This window comes from Bradyrhizobium manausense (assembly GCF_018130615.1).
GTDB classification, from domain to species: Bacteria; Pseudomonadota; Alphaproteobacteria; order Rhizobiales; family Xanthobacteraceae; genus Bradyrhizobium; species Bradyrhizobium manausense_A.
The window spans coordinates 421,230-435,245 of the sequence record NZ_JAFCKB010000005.1 but is presented as its reverse complement, the minus strand read 5'-3'; the positions used below and the strand labels follow the sequence as shown (position 1 = coordinate 435,245).

Annotated in this window: 17 protein-coding genes; 8 read left to right on the top strand and 9 right to left on the bottom strand. The window is 62.9% G+C overall.

Features of this window, described 5'->3' with window-relative positions; translation table 11 throughout:
* Window positions 1–28 precede the first annotated feature (28 nt).
* A protein-coding gene (locus JQ587_RS13305) for an IS3 family transposase (protein ID WP_212425554.1) occupies window positions 29–1,197 on the bottom strand; the annotation gives its coding sequence in 2 pieces (ribosomal slippage) (window positions 29–909 and window positions 909–1,197; 1,170 coding nt in all).
* 309 nt (window positions 1,198–1,506) lie between these two features.
* Here JQ587_RS13305 and JQ587_RS13300 point away from each other — a divergent pair.
* The 4 genes from JQ587_RS13300 (at window position 1,507) to JQ587_RS13285 (ending at window position 4,840) form a co-directional block, all read left to right on the top strand.
* Window positions 1,507–2,022, top strand: a complete 516-nt coding sequence (locus tag JQ587_RS13300) for a ParB N-terminal domain-containing protein (protein WP_212425553.1) — start codon at window positions 1,507–1,509, stop codon at window positions 2,020–2,022.
* Between the two features lie 270 nt (window positions 2,023–2,292).
* Complete coding sequence (locus JQ587_RS13295; protein WP_249154284.1) at window positions 2,293–3,306, top strand: IS110 family RNA-guided transposase; 1,014 nt, start codon at window positions 2,293–2,295, stop codon at window positions 3,304–3,306.
* Window positions 3,307–4,071: 765 nt separating this feature from the next.
* Window positions 4,072–4,278 (top strand): hypothetical protein, encoded by a 207-nt coding sequence (locus JQ587_RS13290; protein ID WP_212425552.1) that lies wholly within the window; start codon window positions 4,072–4,074, stop codon window positions 4,276–4,278.
* A 346-nt stretch (window positions 4,279–4,624) separates the two neighbouring features.
* On the top strand, window positions 4,625–4,840 hold the full coding sequence (locus JQ587_RS13285) for a hypothetical protein (RefSeq protein ID WP_212425551.1): 216 nt from the start codon (window positions 4,625–4,627) through the stop codon (window positions 4,838–4,840).
* 284 nt (window positions 4,841–5,124) lie between these two features.
* Here JQ587_RS13285 and JQ587_RS13280 read toward each other — a convergent pair whose 3' ends face one another.
* Both JQ587_RS13280 and JQ587_RS13275 read right to left on the bottom strand, forming a co-directional pair.
* Window positions 5,125–5,355: a hypothetical protein gene (locus JQ587_RS13280; RefSeq protein ID WP_212425550.1), complete on the bottom strand. Its 231-nt coding sequence runs from the start codon at window positions 5,353–5,355 to the stop codon at window positions 5,125–5,127.
* 641 nt (window positions 5,356–5,996) lie between these two features.
* A complete protein-coding gene (locus tag JQ587_RS13275; protein ID WP_212425573.1) occupies window positions 5,997–7,454 on the bottom strand; it encodes an adenylate/guanylate cyclase domain-containing protein in 1,458 nt (485 codons plus the stop codon).
* Between the two features lie 254 nt (window positions 7,455–7,708).
* Here JQ587_RS13275 and JQ587_RS13270 point away from each other — a divergent pair, with 254 nt between their 5' ends.
* The gene (locus JQ587_RS13270; protein WP_212425549.1) at window positions 7,709–9,238 is read left to right on the top strand and encodes an FAD-dependent monooxygenase; all 1,530 of its coding nucleotides are present in this window, start codon (window positions 7,709–7,711) and stop codon (window positions 9,236–9,238) included.
* 253 nt (window positions 9,239–9,491) lie between these two features.
* Here JQ587_RS13270 and JQ587_RS13265 read toward each other — a convergent pair whose 3' ends face one another.
* Window positions 9,492–9,683 carry a hypothetical protein gene (locus JQ587_RS13265; protein WP_212301368.1) on the bottom strand — a complete coding sequence of 64 codons (192 nt, stop codon included), beginning with the start codon at window positions 9,681–9,683 and terminating at the stop codon, window positions 9,492–9,494.
* A gap of 340 nt (window positions 9,684–10,023) precedes the next feature.
* Here JQ587_RS13265 and JQ587_RS13260 point away from each other — a divergent pair, with 340 nt between their 5' ends.
* On the top strand, window positions 10,024–10,224 hold the full coding sequence (locus JQ587_RS13260) for a hypothetical protein (protein ID WP_212425548.1): 201 nt from the start codon (window positions 10,024–10,026) through the stop codon (window positions 10,222–10,224).
* A gap of 235 nt (window positions 10,225–10,459) precedes the next feature.
* Here the strand turns inward: JQ587_RS13260 and JQ587_RS13255 are convergent, their stop codons facing one another.
* The 3 genes from JQ587_RS13255 to JQ587_RS13245 form a co-directional block, all read right to left on the bottom strand.
* Entirely contained in the window at window positions 10,460–10,717 is a 258-nt protein-coding gene (locus JQ587_RS13255) for a hypothetical protein (RefSeq protein WP_212301371.1), read from the bottom strand.
* A 108-nt stretch (window positions 10,718–10,825) separates the two neighbouring features.
* Window positions 10,826–11,074: a hypothetical protein gene (locus JQ587_RS13250; RefSeq protein ID WP_212301372.1), complete on the bottom strand. Its 249-nt coding sequence runs from the start codon at window positions 11,072–11,074 to the stop codon at window positions 10,826–10,828.
* A 252-nt stretch (window positions 11,075–11,326) separates the two neighbouring features.
* Window positions 11,327–11,587, bottom strand: a complete 261-nt coding sequence (locus JQ587_RS13245; protein ID WP_212301373.1) for a hypothetical protein — start codon at window positions 11,585–11,587, stop codon at window positions 11,327–11,329.
* 169 nt (window positions 11,588–11,756) lie between these two features.
* Between JQ587_RS13245 and JQ587_RS13240 the strand changes: the two genes are divergently transcribed.
* Window positions 11,757–11,942 (top strand): hypothetical protein, encoded by a 186-nt coding sequence (locus JQ587_RS13240; protein WP_212301374.1) that lies wholly within the window; start codon window positions 11,757–11,759, stop codon window positions 11,940–11,942.
* 30 nt (window positions 11,943–11,972) lie between these two features.
* Here JQ587_RS13240 and JQ587_RS13235 read toward each other — a convergent pair whose 3' ends face one another.
* Window positions 11,973–12,146 (bottom strand): DUF3606 domain-containing protein, encoded by a 174-nt coding sequence (locus JQ587_RS13235; RefSeq protein ID WP_212301375.1) that lies wholly within the window; start codon window positions 12,144–12,146, stop codon window positions 11,973–11,975.
* Window positions 12,147–12,503: 357 nt separating this feature from the next.
* On the opposite strand from JQ587_RS13235, the gene JQ587_RS13230 reads away from it, so the two are divergent.
* Entirely contained in the window at window positions 12,504–13,244 is a 741-nt protein-coding gene (locus JQ587_RS13230) for a Crp/Fnr family transcriptional regulator (protein WP_249154283.1), read from the top strand.
* Here the strand turns inward: JQ587_RS13230 and JQ587_RS13225 are convergent.
* On the bottom strand, window positions 13,241–13,933 hold the full coding sequence (locus JQ587_RS13225; RefSeq protein ID WP_212301376.1) for a phytanoyl-CoA dioxygenase family protein: 693 nt from the start codon (window positions 13,931–13,933) through the stop codon (window positions 13,241–13,243). The genes JQ587_RS13230 and JQ587_RS13225 overlap by 4 nt on opposite strands.
* Window positions 13,934–14,016: the final 83 nt, after the last annotated feature.

Below are 14,016 nucleotides of genomic sequence, written 5' to 3'. Positions count from 1 at the left end.
TGATCTTCCCCCGAAAAAGTGGACGGGTTTAGGCGGCTTTTAGCTCCATTTCGCTCGGGGCGATATATCCGATGGCGGAATGGAGTCTTGTTCGGTTGTAGAAGCCCTCGATGAAGGCGAAGATATCGCGCTGGGCCTCCGCGCGGTTGTTGTAGTGGCGATGATGGACCAACTCGGTCTTCAGAGTGTGGAAGAAGCTCTCCATCGGGGCGTTGTCGTAGCAATCGGCCTTGCGGCTCATCGATGCGGTGATGCCGGCGCCGGTGAGAGCGTTGCGATAGGCGTGTGAGGCATATTGCACACCGCGATCGGAGTGGTGGATCAATCCGGCCTGCGGCCGTTGCTGCCGGGTGGCCATCGCCAGTGCCGCGGATGCGAGTTCGACCTGCATGTGATCCCGCATGGCCCAGCCGACGATCTTTCGGCTGAACAGGTCCATGACGGTTGCCAGATACAGCCACCCCTCCGCGGTCGGGATGTAGGTGATATCGGCGAGCCAGACCCGGTTCGGGGCTTGCGCTGTGAAGTCGCGCGCGATCAGGTTCGGGGCGATTGGCAGACCGTGACGGCTGTCGGTGGTGCGCACGCGGCGCGGCGGCGCCATGATGGCGCGGATACCGTGCCGACGCATCATCCGCTCGATCCGGCCGCGGCTGGCGCCTCGGCCCTGCCTGCGCAAGGCTGCATGAACGCGGGGACTGCCGTAGCGGCCGCTGCTGTCTTGATGGACTTGCCGGACCGCAGCCAGCAGCGTGGCATTGGATTTGGTCCGCTCACTCACCGGGCGATCGCGCCAGGCGTAATAGCCGGCCGACGAGACCTCGAGCACGGCGCACATCAGCCGCACCGGATAGGCGTCGCGGTGGTCTTCGATGAAGCGGAAGCTCATGTCCGGGTTCCGGCAAAGATCGCGATCGACTTTTTTAAAATGTCGCGCTCCATGCGCAGCCGTTCGTTCTCCTGGCGCAGACGGGCGATCTCCGAAGCCTGGTCCGCCGACATCGGCGTCGCCTGCGTGGTGGGGCGCCACGCCGCCGATGCCGGCTGCTGCCGGAACTGGTCGACCCAGCGCCGCAGCACCGAGTCGCGCAGACCGAGCTCCTTGGCCACCGACGTGACCGAGCGACCGCTCGAGATCACCAGCTCGACCGCCTGGCGCTTGTACTCCTCGGTAAACGACCGACGTTGAAGTTCCATTCGACACCTCCGGGCTCAATGAGCAGGTGTCCACTCATTCGGAGGAGGTTCACTTGTAGGATACATTTACGTATCTAGCCCGTAGGATGGGTTGAGCCCTTGCGAAACCCATCATGCCACCACGACTTGATGGGTTTCGCTACGCACTACGCACTACGCGCAGTCGCCGCAATCGCAGATCGGTTCCGGCTTCAATGCTCATCAACACCCCGCCGTCGAAATTGCCTTTGCGGCTGCGCCCTTCCCTCCTAAACTCCCACCTCCCCCGGCATGGGTTCCGGCGGGCCCGGTAGAAGCGGAGTTAGAGTTATGCCCAAACCGGAAAGCTTCCCGATCGAGAAGATCTTCGTTCCCACGAAGCAGAAGAAGGCCATCAAGCCCGAGACCGTCGCAGAGGTCGCGGAAAGTATTATGGAGATCGGACAGCAGGCGCCCATTTCCGTTCGGCTCGACGGAGACCGCCTCGTTCTGGTCGAGGGACTGCATCGGTTAGAGGCCTGCAAGGCGCTCGGCGAGACAACCATCCTCGGCGTCCTGGTCCCGGCCGAGCTTGCTCAGCACAAGCCCCAGCTCGCCGAACGACCCGAAGTCGAGGCAGAGCGTCTCAAGATGGCGCGATTGAAACAGTTGCGCCTCGAGAAGGAAGCCGCAGAGGCAGCGACTTCTGCCTTGAGGGGCGTCAGCGCAACGGAAGCGCCGCGCACCCGTCCGGCGAAAGGCGTCCGCGACAATCCCAAGGCATCAATGGGCCGGACTGCGAAATCGGCACCGAAATCATTGTCGGCCTGGATCACGCAGCAAAAGGGCAGCGGCGGCCGCTATTGATTGCCGGCTCCAAGGGTGTCAGCGCGTGGGAAGGGTTGAGCCCTTGCGGAACCCATCGTGTCGTGACGGCTATTGATGGGTTTCGCTTTCGCTCAACCCATCCTTGTATTAGCCCGATCGCTTATATTGAGGGCCGTTCCGTGAGGAATGGCCCAGCCCGGGAGGCCGCCCGAACTGGGCCGCCGTTCGATCGGATCGGTACCCACCGAAGCCTTGAGGGCTGTCTGACGTAGCGAGATCGCGATCGGCACTTCATCGGGACCCGAATGGTTGAACGAACTTAAGGTTCGCATCACAAGGGAGGGATCGACGAAGATGGCCAAGTCTACCACGATCTGTGCCGGGATCGATACCGGCAAACGGAAGCTTGATGTGGCGATCGAGGGTTGCCGCGAGCCGTTGCAAGTGAAGAACACGTCGGAAGGTCACGCGGCTTTGTTGGCGTGGCTGCGACAGCATCGCGTCAAACGCATCGGCATCGAGGCGAGTGGCGGTTACGAACAGCCTGTCGTCGCCGAACTGCGGCGCAAGCGGTTTGTGGTTGTGGTGTTTCAGCCGGCTCAGGTCCGGGCCTATGGCAAATTCCACTTGCAGCGTGCCAAGAACGATAAGATCGATGCCGCTCTTATTGCCGCCTGCACCGCAGCGGTGCGCAAGATCCATGCTGCGCCCGATCCGCGGTTACTGCGGTTCGCCGAGCAGCTGACCATGATCGATCAGATCGGCGAGGATATCGCGCGCCTCAAGAACAGGATCGAAAGCTGCCGCAATGTGACGATTAACAAGATCTGGCACGAGGATATCGCTCGCCTGGAGCAACGCGAGAAGGCCGCACTCAAGGCCCTGGTCACCTCGATCCGCAAGCACCCTGATCTTGCCAAGCGGCTCGCGCTGATCAACAGCGTCGACGGCATCGGGCTGCCGACTGCCGTTGCCATCCTGGTGCGTCTGCCTGAGATCGGCCGGATCACGCGGGAGCAAGCCGTCGCTCTCGCCGGCCTTGCGCCCTATGACGACGACAGCGGCGACCAGGTCGGAGTGCGGCATATCGAGGGCGGACGAAAGCGGCTGCGTCGCGCCCTTTATACCGCCTCACTGGCTGCATCGTTTCGATGGAACCCGCAGCTCATCCAGCTCTACCAACGCCTGACCGCAGCCGGAAAGGAGCACAAGCGCGCGCTCGTTGCCTGCGCCAGGAAGATGCTCATCTTCGCCAACACAGTGGTGGCTCGCGGCACGCCATGGTGCGGCGAACCGCCGGTGAGATCATTCCCTGTTTCTTAGTTCGACCGGGACGTGTTTCTTCGTCCCGACCTACGGTCCCTCACGACGCCGCGCGCAGCGTCCGTCAAGGATGGCCGTCGCTCGCCCGCACCTCACCTGATCTGCCGCCAGGCCACGCCTTGACGGATGCGAGCACGGCGTCATCATGGCAGGCGCCGACGATCCGAAAGGCAAAACACAGCCGCCAGTTAATGGTTGCTACGAGCTAGCTGCCGAGGCCGCAGCCATTCCGCCCACGAGACCGCCGATCAGATTTCGTCGGGTGAGGTTCGAGAAAGTCATGAAAATCCGTCCCTGAAAAATGAAAAATACGAGCGGAACAATCTAAGCGCCAACCGTGGAAACACGGAAGCCCGGATCGGCCGGCCTGCAGGGAATATTTCGACCGGCCCATTGCTTCCTCTCGACTTCGGGCAAATGAAAGCCCGCGGCGGGATGCTTCCCGCGCGGGCTCGACGAATTCTTCGATGATGCCATTCTGCCAGTGTTTTGCCCGACGGGTCAAGTGACATTATGATAAACCGAATCTGATCGAGCCTAGGGGCGACAGTGCACTTAATGGCACGAGTCCTTCATGTCTTCGTTGACAGCGGGACGCGCTCGCATTTCTCAGTCACCAGCGCCCGAAGATTTTTGCGGATGATGAGGCTCGACATAACCAATGTTGGATTCCCAGCATCCAAGTAAATTAGTCTAGCTGTACGTGTCCTATGTTACAGACGGCTTGGCTGAAACCGCGCATTCTCGCACAGGGAGGGCCAATGGATGCGGAAGCCAGTCGCGTTATCGATCCGAGAGCAACGCGTCGTCGCGATCATTTTGATCAAACGACGCCTCGCGGTCATCGAGGACATGCAGCAACAACTCGCTGCTTATCTGCCAGTGCCGCAAGAGAGCGCGACAGCGCGTACGCTTGAACCGCTTCGCGACGGCGGCCGCCTCCGATTAAGGGATCGCTTGCCAGCGACGTAGAGCGCCGCTGGCTAACGAGCGCCCTCCTCCGCGCTGAGCGCGTTTGATGGCCCTAATTGTCGGACAAGTTCCCTACGATGGTGCAGTCGACAGAGATGGAGTTTCCGGACCCTGTTGCACCCTGCGCACCTAGAAAATAGATGAATGGGTACCGTCCGGGCCCGAGCTTCAAATAGGACTCCGTCACGATCGAGTAGTATCGGCCTGAGCTCCCGATCTCTACAGTCGCATTCCCGCGGATTTCTTGACCACGGCCGAGGTCACCAGATGCCCCATTCGTACTAGAACCACCTAGAGTGACTTGCCCCAGCACGAGCCCGGTCGACGTTACAACTATGCATGCAACGTGAGTGATATTCAAAAACTTGTTGGTTGGCGCTTGAGCGAACGACAGAAAGACAATGCCGGAGCCAGAATTAAAGGCTCGATCTTCATACCAAGCCCCCGAAACTATCGGCTTGTTGTTCTGCGCTTGCGCTGGCAGGGCGAAGCAGACGAGCGAAAAGAGGAGAGCGACGGATTGAGCAAAACGATTGAAATACATTTTAGTCTCCATGCTTGAAATGGAGGTCGCATCTCAATCTTGAGTAGAGGCGCAGTCAATCCAGAATCCGCCGCGTGAACCGTTCGGATCAGGGGCAACAGCGCGTAGGAAGGTTGGAGCAAACCTTTCAACTTCACTCCGCGCAAAAAGGCCCGCCACCGATCACTCGGTGCGGGCAGATCCTATTTTTCGATGATGCCATTCTGCCAGTGTTTTGCCCGACGGGTCAAGCGCGTTTTTGCTAATCCGAAGTGAGGATCATGGCAACGGCGCACTCATCCGGCTCGCGCCGACCGGCGGCCTCACGGCGTTGGCGGCTGCAGCTCGCTGTTGAGCAAGCTCTGGACATCTGAACGCTGCATCGGGTCTTCCGCCGGGAACGGCTTCTGCGTCTTCCGGCCGAGGAAGGTGTCGGGCGCCGGCTCGTTCAGCAGCGCCAGTGCACTATCCACGACGCTTCGAATGATCGCGTTTTGCTCCGCGATCTCGATCGCCAGATCGTGCGCGCGCGCGATGTGGGAATGTTTGGTCATGCGGCACTCCCTCTCCATGCAGGCGGGAGCGCGCTCGGTCTCTCAGCCACCGACGCCTACGGACAGAGCCTTGGCCGGTGATGGTCCATCAATCTGCCGATTGACGATGGGTTGCAAGCGAAATGAACCCTCCTGGTAAGGCAGCCTCGCTGTCATTTCGCGATACCGCGGCGTTGCCGGGCTCGCGAAGATCGAGGCCAGCTTGATGGCGAACGACGCCACGTGGCTCGCGCAGCTTCGATCGGACTAATCGTCCCAGACAAGTTGCCCGCACTGACACTGATGGACCCGGATGTAGCCGGCAGTTCCCGGACTCCAGATCCTCTCAATGAGCCGCGGCGGCATCTTGCACCGGGGACAGCGGATGGCGGCTTGATCCTGTGTCATGACACATCCCGGCAATCGAGATTGACGCGACAGGACCAGCGTCGTTCCTAGATCGATTGGCGTATCGCGCCCAATGAAGGATACGGGAACACCGCAGTTTCCCGGACTCCACAACCCCTCAGGTCTGGATAGAAATACGCAGGCCGGGGCTGGCATTTTCATCCCGATCAATCATTACGCCCGGCAAGGGGCCCACCGCGAGGGGCCCCTTTCGATTCCGGAAAACCCGCAACGACGTCGTGCGAGCCGATTGGCTACGATCGAGCTGTGATGCGATAGACCCGTGCGTTGCCCTCCACGCCACGCAATGGCGCGTCGAATTCCTCGACAACGTGGCCCGTCAACAGATCGCGAACGCCGGGAGCCGTGTAGAGCGCTTCTGTCAGGCAGATTTCTCCCGCATCCGCGAATGACTGCACGCGCGCGGCTATATTCACGGTCTGGCCGAAGTAGTCGAGATTCTCGTTGAGGGTCACGGCAATGGAAGGTCCGCAATGTGCGCCCATTTTGAGGATGATGGCGGGCTGGTCTCGCTCGAAGTTGAACTGGCCGATTCCCTGCAGCATTTGCAGCGCAGCCGCGACCGCGTCGACCGGCCGGGAGAACGCAGCCATCACGGCATCACCGATGGTCTTCACGATGGCGCCGGCATGCCGTTGAGCGACTGCGTCGAGCAGAGCAAAATGCTCCCTCACCAGCGCATAGGCATTCAGATCTCCGAGATGCTCGTAAAGAGCGGTCGAGCCCTTCAAGTCGGTGAACAGGAGGGTCACCTGCCGAATGCCGAGGCCTTCCTCCTCGTCCACACGCTCGGAGCGGAAGAGCTTGCGGAAAGTCTGCCGCGTCAGCAGCATGCCGCCGGACACGTAGGGGTCAAACTCGAGCGTCGGCTTCTCCGGCATGGCAACGATCTCAGGTGGCCAGTTGATCAAGAGCACCGAGCCGCGCTTCGCGCCGGTATTGCTGATCTCGAAGACGGCGCGCCCCGACGGCACGGCCGAAACATCGGATGTGAAACGCTGCCCATCGTAAGTGATGCGGATGATCGTCGGCGCGCCGGGCGGGGCTGCCGCGGAGTCCACCGCGGGAAGTGTGAAGCCGGCCTGCGTCTGGACGTTCACACCCGAGAGGGCACCGGACTTGATCTCGGTCTGCAGGGTCGTGGTCACGCCGGGTGGCAGATATGTCATGCCGCGGACGAGGGTGCGCAGAACATCGACAAATCGGGTTTGTCCGCCGGGCAACCGCCCGCTGTCCGCAAACTTCAGCTTCCAATGCAGGTCTTCGATCGAGAGGTTGTCGACGTCGTGCAAGGCGAGGCGCCGGACTTGCGGCGAGACGGAGAAAGACGCCTGGATGAAGTCGTCGAGGTCCGTCTGCCCGTCGATGTCGCACAGCCCGCAAACGAAGTGGCTCCGGAGTGCGCGGAGCTTGCCGAAGCTTTCCAGCACCAGGCCGGAATGGGGGCACAGAATATCCCAATGCAGGTCGACCAGCCCGGCGCGGGCGGCGTGGAGGAACAGGTCGATTGCTTCCGGCTCAGCCACACCGCGATCTCGCGCGAACGCCAACGGGTTGGCGCGGAAGATGCTGACCTCGTCGCCGCTGCGGATGAGAGTTTCGAACTTGGAAATGACCCGCGGGCTCCAGGCCCTGGCCTGCTCGATCTGGGTCATCTTGCTTTCGAGAAGCCGTTCGTCAATGGACGTCATCGACAGCTCCTGGCGATGCCAAATCCAGAATAAAATATCAATTTCGCAGCGCGACCGCCTCTCGCGGTGTCCATCCCGTTCAGGACATTCTGTCGGCGTTTGCCGCCAGCATTTGCCCAACGCCTCGAAGGTGCCGGACGCAAACAAGAAACGCCCCTCCTCCCAGCTCAATATGTGGTGCGCAAGGGGCTTGCTTCAAGATCCCGGCCCCGGTGTACACCCCCGCGCCTCACACCAAGCCGAGGGATCACCACATGCCTGTCCTGCTTCCGAAGTCACGCGCGCGCACCCATGCCTTGCCGACGCGCTCCGAACGCGCGGCCGACCATGCCGTCCTGATCGCCGGCGGCGGGCCGACCGGCTTGATGCTGGCGGCGGAGCTGGCGCTCGCCAAGGCCGACGTCGCCATCGTCGAGCGCCGCGCCAGCCAGGATCTCACCGGCACGCGGGCCGGCGGCCTGCATGCACGCAGCATCGAGATCCTCGATCAGCGTGGCGTGGCGGATCGCTTCCTGCGCGAAGGCAAGGTCACCCAGCTCGCCGGCTTCGCCTGGACGCGGCTCGACATCAGCGACCTCCCCACCCGGCACGCTTACGGACTGGCGCTGCGGCAGAGCCACATCGAACGCATCCTGGCCGATTGGGTCGCGGAGCTGGGCGTGCCCATCTATCGCGGCCGCGAGGCGGCAGATGTCGCGCAGGATGACACCGGCGTCGACGTGACGCTCTCGAGCGGCGAGATCTTGCGCGCGGATTATTTGGTCGGCTGCGACGGCGGCCGCAGCACGGTGCGCAAGACGGCTGCAATCGATTTTCCCGGCACGGCTCCGACGCTCAGCAATCTCATGGCCGAGGTCGAGATGGGCGAGACGCCGCCATGGGGCCTGCGTCAGGACGCGCTCGGCTTTCACGGCCTCAGTCAGGCGGAGAACGGGCGCGTGCTGGTCGTCATGACCGAAGCGAGCCTCGATCGCACCGGCGAGCCCAATTTGAGCGATCTCAGCGATGCGCTGATCACCGTTTACGGGACTGATTTTGCCGTCCACAGCCCGGCCTGGATCTCCCGCTTCACCGATGCGGCGCGGCAGGCCGCCGCCTATCGCAGGGGACGCGTGCTGCTCGCGGGCGACGCCGCGCACATCCATCACTCCGTCGGCGGACAGGGCCTCAACACCGGCCTGCAGGATGCCGTCAATCTCGGCTGGAAGCTGGCGCAGGTGGTCAAGGGCGTTGCGCCCGACGGCCTGCTCGACAGCTACCATGCCGAACGCCATGGCGTGGCCGCGCGCGTGCTCCGCAACACCAGGGCGCAGATCGCCCTGCTCCGCCGCGAGGACGACGGCCGCAAGGCCGCGCGCGAGGTGATGTCCGAGCTGCTCGCGATGGACGAGCCGCGCCGGCGCTATGGCGCGATGATGAGCGGGCTCGACATCCACTATGATCTCGGCGAGGGGCATGAGCTGCTCGGCCGCCGCATGCCCGATCTCGCGCTGACGGTCGAGGGGCGCCCCATGCAGCTATTCACGCTGCTGCATGATGCACGCGGCGTGCTGCTTGACTTCGGCGGGGGCGACGTTCCCGACATCACGCCCTGGGCCGATCGTGTCACACGCATCGATGCCGCCTATGACGGCGCATGGGAGCTACCGGCGATCGGCGCGATCGCCGCGCCGACGGCCGCGCTGGTTCGGCCCGACGGGCATGTGGCTTGGGTCGGGCACGACAGCCGAGGCGAACTTGTGGAGGCGCTGACGAGATGGTTCGGCGCACCCGGCCAGAGCTGAAGCTCGGGTCCGAGGCGCTGGCAGAAACGAACAAGCCCGCGGCGTTGCGCGGGCTTGCTTCGAACTCATCTCGAGGATGCCATCATGCCGGTGTTTTGCCCGACGTGTCAAACCAAACGGCCCCGGCGCTGACGGGGGGGCACGCGCGCCGGGACCGCCATTCCAGGCCGGTCAATCGGCGGCTGACCGGCCACCTCACAAAACCGGCTGCGGAACGGGAGGTTCCTAACCGCGCGAGCGATTGCGGCTGTCGTCAGCGATTCCGCTTCTCGCCTCGCTCGCTCGGAAATGGCTCCTGAGTCCTGCGACCGAGGAACGTGTCCGGCACTCCCGCCTTCAAGATCTCGAGCGCCCTGGCGATCTCGTCGCGCATCCGCGCGATCTGATCGGAGATTGCGGATGCTTCGCTGTGAATGCGGTGAATCGGCACGCGATGGTGCGGCATGGAAGCGCTCCCTTGCTTTGCAGGCGGGAGCACGCTCGGTCTCTCAGCCACCGACGCCTACAGGCAGAGCCTCGGCCGGTGATGCCGGGTAGGCTACACGAAGTCGCTTTTGTTCAAAAGCGAACTTAAGACTCGTCGCGATGCGCAAAATGAGTAAGCGGCTCAAGTGCTGCAAATAGCAACGAAAACAGCGCGATAATTTATTCGCGAACCTATCAAATGATGAAGACAGTCTCGACTACGAGTCGTACAGTTGAGCATCACCGCAAGGCCCTTGGCATTCATCGGTGATGAGAACGCCAGTCGCGCTCCCGCCCCACTCGAACGAGGGAGCAGCGCCATGTTGAAGCGGCGTCGTTTCAGGCAGACCAAGACACTTCACCAAAGGCTCGCAGACGAAGCCGCGCAATTGCGCGAGCAGGCGCGCGCGCTCGCGCCGGGCCACCGCCGCGAGATGCTGCTCCGCCGCGCGCGGCAGGACGAGATGGCGATACAGATCGATGCCTGGCTGCATTCGCCCGGCCTGAGCACGCCGACATGACGCAGCAATACCGCGCCTATCTGGTCGGCGAGAACGGCGTATTTCGCGCCGCCGAGGCGTTCGAGGCTCTCCCAGCGACATATCCGCCCTCGCCTACGCACAGCAGTTCGCGCGACGCGGCGACGTCGAAGTCTGGCAGCTCGGCCGCAAGATCGGCTCGTTGAGGGGACCGCGGCCGCACGAGGCCTGACGGGAAGCGAGCTGCTGCGAGAGCGGGGGAAGAGCGCGGGCGCGGCTACGCCGCCCGCGACACCTGCGCCGTCCGCCCGACCCGTGCCTCGAGCAAGGCGATCGAGGTCCGCAGATTGTCCCGGCGCGCACGCAACGTCAGCGCCAGCATCGAATAGGTGGGACTCAAGGGGTCGGCATTGCCGGCATTGCGCTCCTCCTCGGCAATGTCGCTCTCCAGCATCTGGATCCGCCAGTGCAGGTCGGAGATCAGCGCGTGGAGCTTCAAGGACGCGGTCGCTTCGAAACGGGACGTGGACTGCATGTGATCGCCTCAATCTGAAACGGCCCGATTGGCCGGGCCGGGATTAAGACGTGACGTAGCAAGACAGATGCCAGCTCCTGCGGAGCCGGCCGAGGCGCTCGAAACGCCTCACCCCTCGGCCAGCTTCCGCTCGATGTAGGCATCCACCGTCTCGGCGAACGAGCGCTGCACGCCGACGGACGTGACGTGCAGCTCGAGCGCGTCCTGCTGGAGCACACGCAGGCCACGGCTGCGCGCACTGACAGGTGCCATCGCCAGATAGTCGTCGATGGCGCCCGTCGCCAGCGGGATACCTTTCGGATCCCCCCGCGCGATCAGCAGACGCAGAAAGCTCAGGCAATCGGCCAAACCCGCCATGGGCGTATCTCAGCCTTGCGGCGACTTCGGCTTCGGCTTCCGGACGGGCTGGGTATGCGTCCCGAACAGCGCCAGCAGCAACGCGACTTCTTCCTTCGAACCAATCTGGATCATGACTGTCTCCTTTTCGCTTCGTTGGTCGGGCCCAATGGCGGCGGAGTTCAGGACGATCTGGTTTCAGGACTGTTTCAAAGCTGTTTCGTCGTCATGGAAGGCCGCATCGCGCCGGCCTGAAGGACGAATACCGATCGCTCAGCCGTTCGGCTGCCACCCGATGATCGCGCCAACGAGACATAGCAGCGAGCCGAAGGCCGTGCCGCCCATCTGCATCCAGTACCGGATCGGCATGGTGTCCCGGTAAAACTCCTGCCGCGACCACCTCGACCAGTCCAGCCAGTCATCGCTGACGAACAGGATCTTTCGCTCGACATAGCCGTACCAGGCCTTGCGCGCCCAATAGATGCTGATTCCGATCGCTGCGAGGCGATAAAGCAGATCGAGAGCGGGGTTCATGCAAGCTTCCGGCTGGCCACGGCAACAGCTCTGCCTGTCTTTGTGTCGCAGGACGGGACGCAGGTTCAACGAAAGGATCAAACTTGAATTGAATGCGACGAATCGGATTCGGCGGAATGAAATCTCTCCGCCCCATGCTGGCACATGTCCATTCTCACGTGAGGGAGCCATGTATTACGTCGCCGCCGCATTGCTCGGACTTTCAGGAGTGTTCTATTCGGCGGGCCGTCACGAGCTCGGCCAGTTCGGCGCCGACGTGTGCAGCTATGGCGGTACGTTCTGCGACACCCCGATCATCGTCTTCACCGGGGCAGCCCTTGCCGCGGCCTGGGGCATGTTCGTCAGCGTCAAGTAGCACGCAGGAAGACGGACCGCCGCGACCAGCTCACACCGCCAGCTCCTTGCGAACGGCGGCAGCCGAATTGCCGACCTTGTCGATGGCCTGTTGCAGCTCCTCCCTGGAGACACCGAGCGCATGGGTCCAGTACTTGACCTCCCAGGCCTCGTGCATGTTGATCTTGCTGCGGTCCGGCTGTTCGCGCTTCGTCAGATGGTCCATCACGATTGTCCTCCTCACGACAGAAGAACGCCACCGTGCCCCCGCCGTTCCGAGGCGGAGCGGCGGCGCGACGCTTGCTCACGAAACGCGCGCTTCGGAAAACCGGCTCGGCCACCAAGCGGACTGGCCCTGTCGCACGCAACACCGGCTTCAGACCCTGACCGGGCCTTCACTTGACAAATGTTAGGTCCGGCGCCTCGCCGCGCCCGCATATCTTAACATTTGTTGTGTTCGCCTGTTTTGATAACGCGTCGTCCACAATGTTGAGAAACGGAGAGCCCATCATTTAACCTTTGTTATCAGCGGCAAGCTGGGGTCTATGCTTTTTGGCCGTCACGCGCCCAGGCGCGTGGGGGAATGAGAGACGTGACAAGCGACATGATCTGGGCGCCGCTGTTTCAGCGCCTGAAAACGACGACCGGTGCGGACGACAGGGATCTCCAAGCTCTCGCGGCGCTGCCGTTCACACTTCGCCACTACCGCGAAAACCAGACCGTGCTACGCGACGGCGAAGAGCCGAGCGAATGCTGCCTGATCGCCGACGGGTTCTGCGTCCGCTCCAAGACGATCGCGGACGGCCGGGGCCAGATCCTGTCGATCCACATTCCCGGCGATCTGCCCAATCTCCAGAACCTGCACTTTCCGACCGTCGATCATGACCTGATTGCGCTGTCCGATTGTACGCTGGCCTTCATCGCCCACAAGGCGTTGAACGACCTCATTGGCCGGCGACCGGGTGTCGGCGACATGTTCTGGCGCGACACGCTGGTGGATGCCGCCGTGTCCCGGGAATGGATCGTCAATGTTGGCCAGCGCTCGACCTACAACCGGCTTGCGCATCTGATCGTCGAGTTGCGCGAGCGGCTGCGCCTCATCGGTCGGGTGATCGACAACACCTTCGCAATCCCGCTGACGCAGGAGCAGTTCGGCGAAGCCATGGGTGTGACGAGCGTTCACACCAACCGCATTCTGCGCGAGCTGCGCATCGACGGCGTTCTGGAGCTTCAGCGCGGCACTGTGAGAATTCTCAACGAGCACAAGCTCCAGGAGCTCGCCCAGTTCGACGGGCGCTATTTGCATTTGTCGCCCTCGCCTTAAGGCAACGGACGAGCGCTCTCCCTGGGCACAAACACCTCAGAGGTATCCATGCGTACATTACGGATCGCGCGGCAAGCGTCCTGGCTCGCCCGATGACGCTCCTGCATGAAGCTTAGCAGCAATGAACGCCGCCGCGCGCCGGAGCGGTTACGCGTCGCCCCGTGCGGCAAGTCGGCGTCGAACACCAGGATGTCGCCCGCGTCGCCCGCCACGATCAGGGACGAGGCTTCGTCGGGCTCGCCGCGGTCGAGATGGCGCGGAACGACGCGTGTGGCGCCGTTGTCCGGTCCGTAGGCGTCGAGGAAGACCAAGGCGGAGACGGCCTTGGCGCCCGCACCATCGCGGTGCAGTGGCTGGTGGCCTTCGCCGGGCAGCGGCTCGCGCCCCTCAACCTGAGTCAGAAAGAACGGACCGGCCAGTATTTCGGCTCCCACCGCCAGCAGGGACGGCAGACGACAGGTTCGCTGCACTGTTGGATCCAGATCGAGCAGCGCATGGCGCCAGCCGCCCCCGCGGGGGGCCGACCATTGGTCGCTGCTGCCCACACCGGCGTCGAAGGCGGCCCGCAGCATATCGCGCCAGGCCACCGGCACGGCACCACGGAGCAGGAGATAACCGTCGCGCACCAATGCGGCCGCTTGATCTCCCGCGAGCGGATCGACTTCAGTGAGCATCAGGCGATGGTGCATGACCGCTCACTACAATCTAGGCGTGCTAAATGCAAGAGCGTCGCGCGCAGCGCAGCGGGAAGGCCCCGCACACGATGACGGCG

What these genes read in the sequence shown, in the direction of transcription:
- JQ587_RS13300 (WP_212425553.1), top strand. Translation starts at nt 1,507, where the DNA reads ATGCCCAAACCGGAAAGCTTCCCGATCGAGAAGATCTTCGTTCCCACG.
- JQ587_RS13290 (WP_212425552.1), top strand. Translation starts at nt 4,072, where the DNA reads ATGCGGAAGCCAGTCGCGTTATCGATCCGAGAGCAACGCGTCGTCGCG.
- JQ587_RS13280 (WP_212425550.1), bottom strand. Translation starts at nt 5,355, where the DNA reads ATGACCAAACATTCCCACATCGCGCGCGCGCACGATCTGGCGATCGAG.
- JQ587_RS13275 (WP_212425573.1), bottom strand. Translation starts at nt 7,454, where the DNA reads ATGACGTCCATTGACGAACGGCTTCTCGAAAGCAAGATGACCCAGATC.
- JQ587_RS13270 (WP_212425549.1), top strand. Translation starts at nt 7,709, where the DNA reads ATGCCTGTCCTGCTTCCGAAGTCACGCGCGCGCACCCATGCCTTGCCG.
- JQ587_RS13265 (WP_212301368.1), bottom strand. Translation starts at nt 9,683, where the DNA reads ATGCCGCACCATCGCGTGCCGATTCACCGCATTCACAGCGAAGCATCC.
- JQ587_RS13260 (WP_212425548.1), top strand. Translation starts at nt 10,024, where the DNA reads ATGTTGAAGCGGCGTCGTTTCAGGCAGACCAAGACACTTCACCAAAGG.
- JQ587_RS13255 (WP_212301371.1), bottom strand. Translation starts at nt 10,717, where the DNA reads ATGCAGTCCACGTCCCGTTTCGAAGCGACCGCGTCCTTGAAGCTCCAC.
- JQ587_RS13250 (WP_212301372.1), bottom strand. Translation starts at nt 11,074, where the DNA reads ATGGCGGGTTTGGCCGATTGCCTGAGCTTTCTGCGTCTGCTGATCGCG.
- JQ587_RS13245 (WP_212301373.1), bottom strand. Translation starts at nt 11,587, where the DNA reads ATGAACCCCGCTCTCGATCTGCTTTATCGCCTCGCAGCGATCGGAATC.
- JQ587_RS13240 (WP_212301374.1), top strand. Translation starts at nt 11,757, where the DNA reads ATGTATTACGTCGCCGCCGCATTGCTCGGACTTTCAGGAGTGTTCTAT.
- JQ587_RS13235 (WP_212301375.1), bottom strand. Translation starts at nt 12,146, where the DNA reads ATGGACCATCTGACGAAGCGCGAACAGCCGGACCGCAGCAAGATCAAC.
- JQ587_RS13230 (WP_249154283.1), top strand. Translation starts at nt 12,504, where the DNA reads ATGAGAGACGTGACAAGCGACATGATCTGGGCGCCGCTGTTTCAGCGC.
- JQ587_RS13225 (WP_212301376.1), bottom strand. Translation starts at nt 13,933, where the DNA reads ATGCACCATCGCCTGATGCTCACTGAAGTCGATCCGCTCGCGGGAGAT.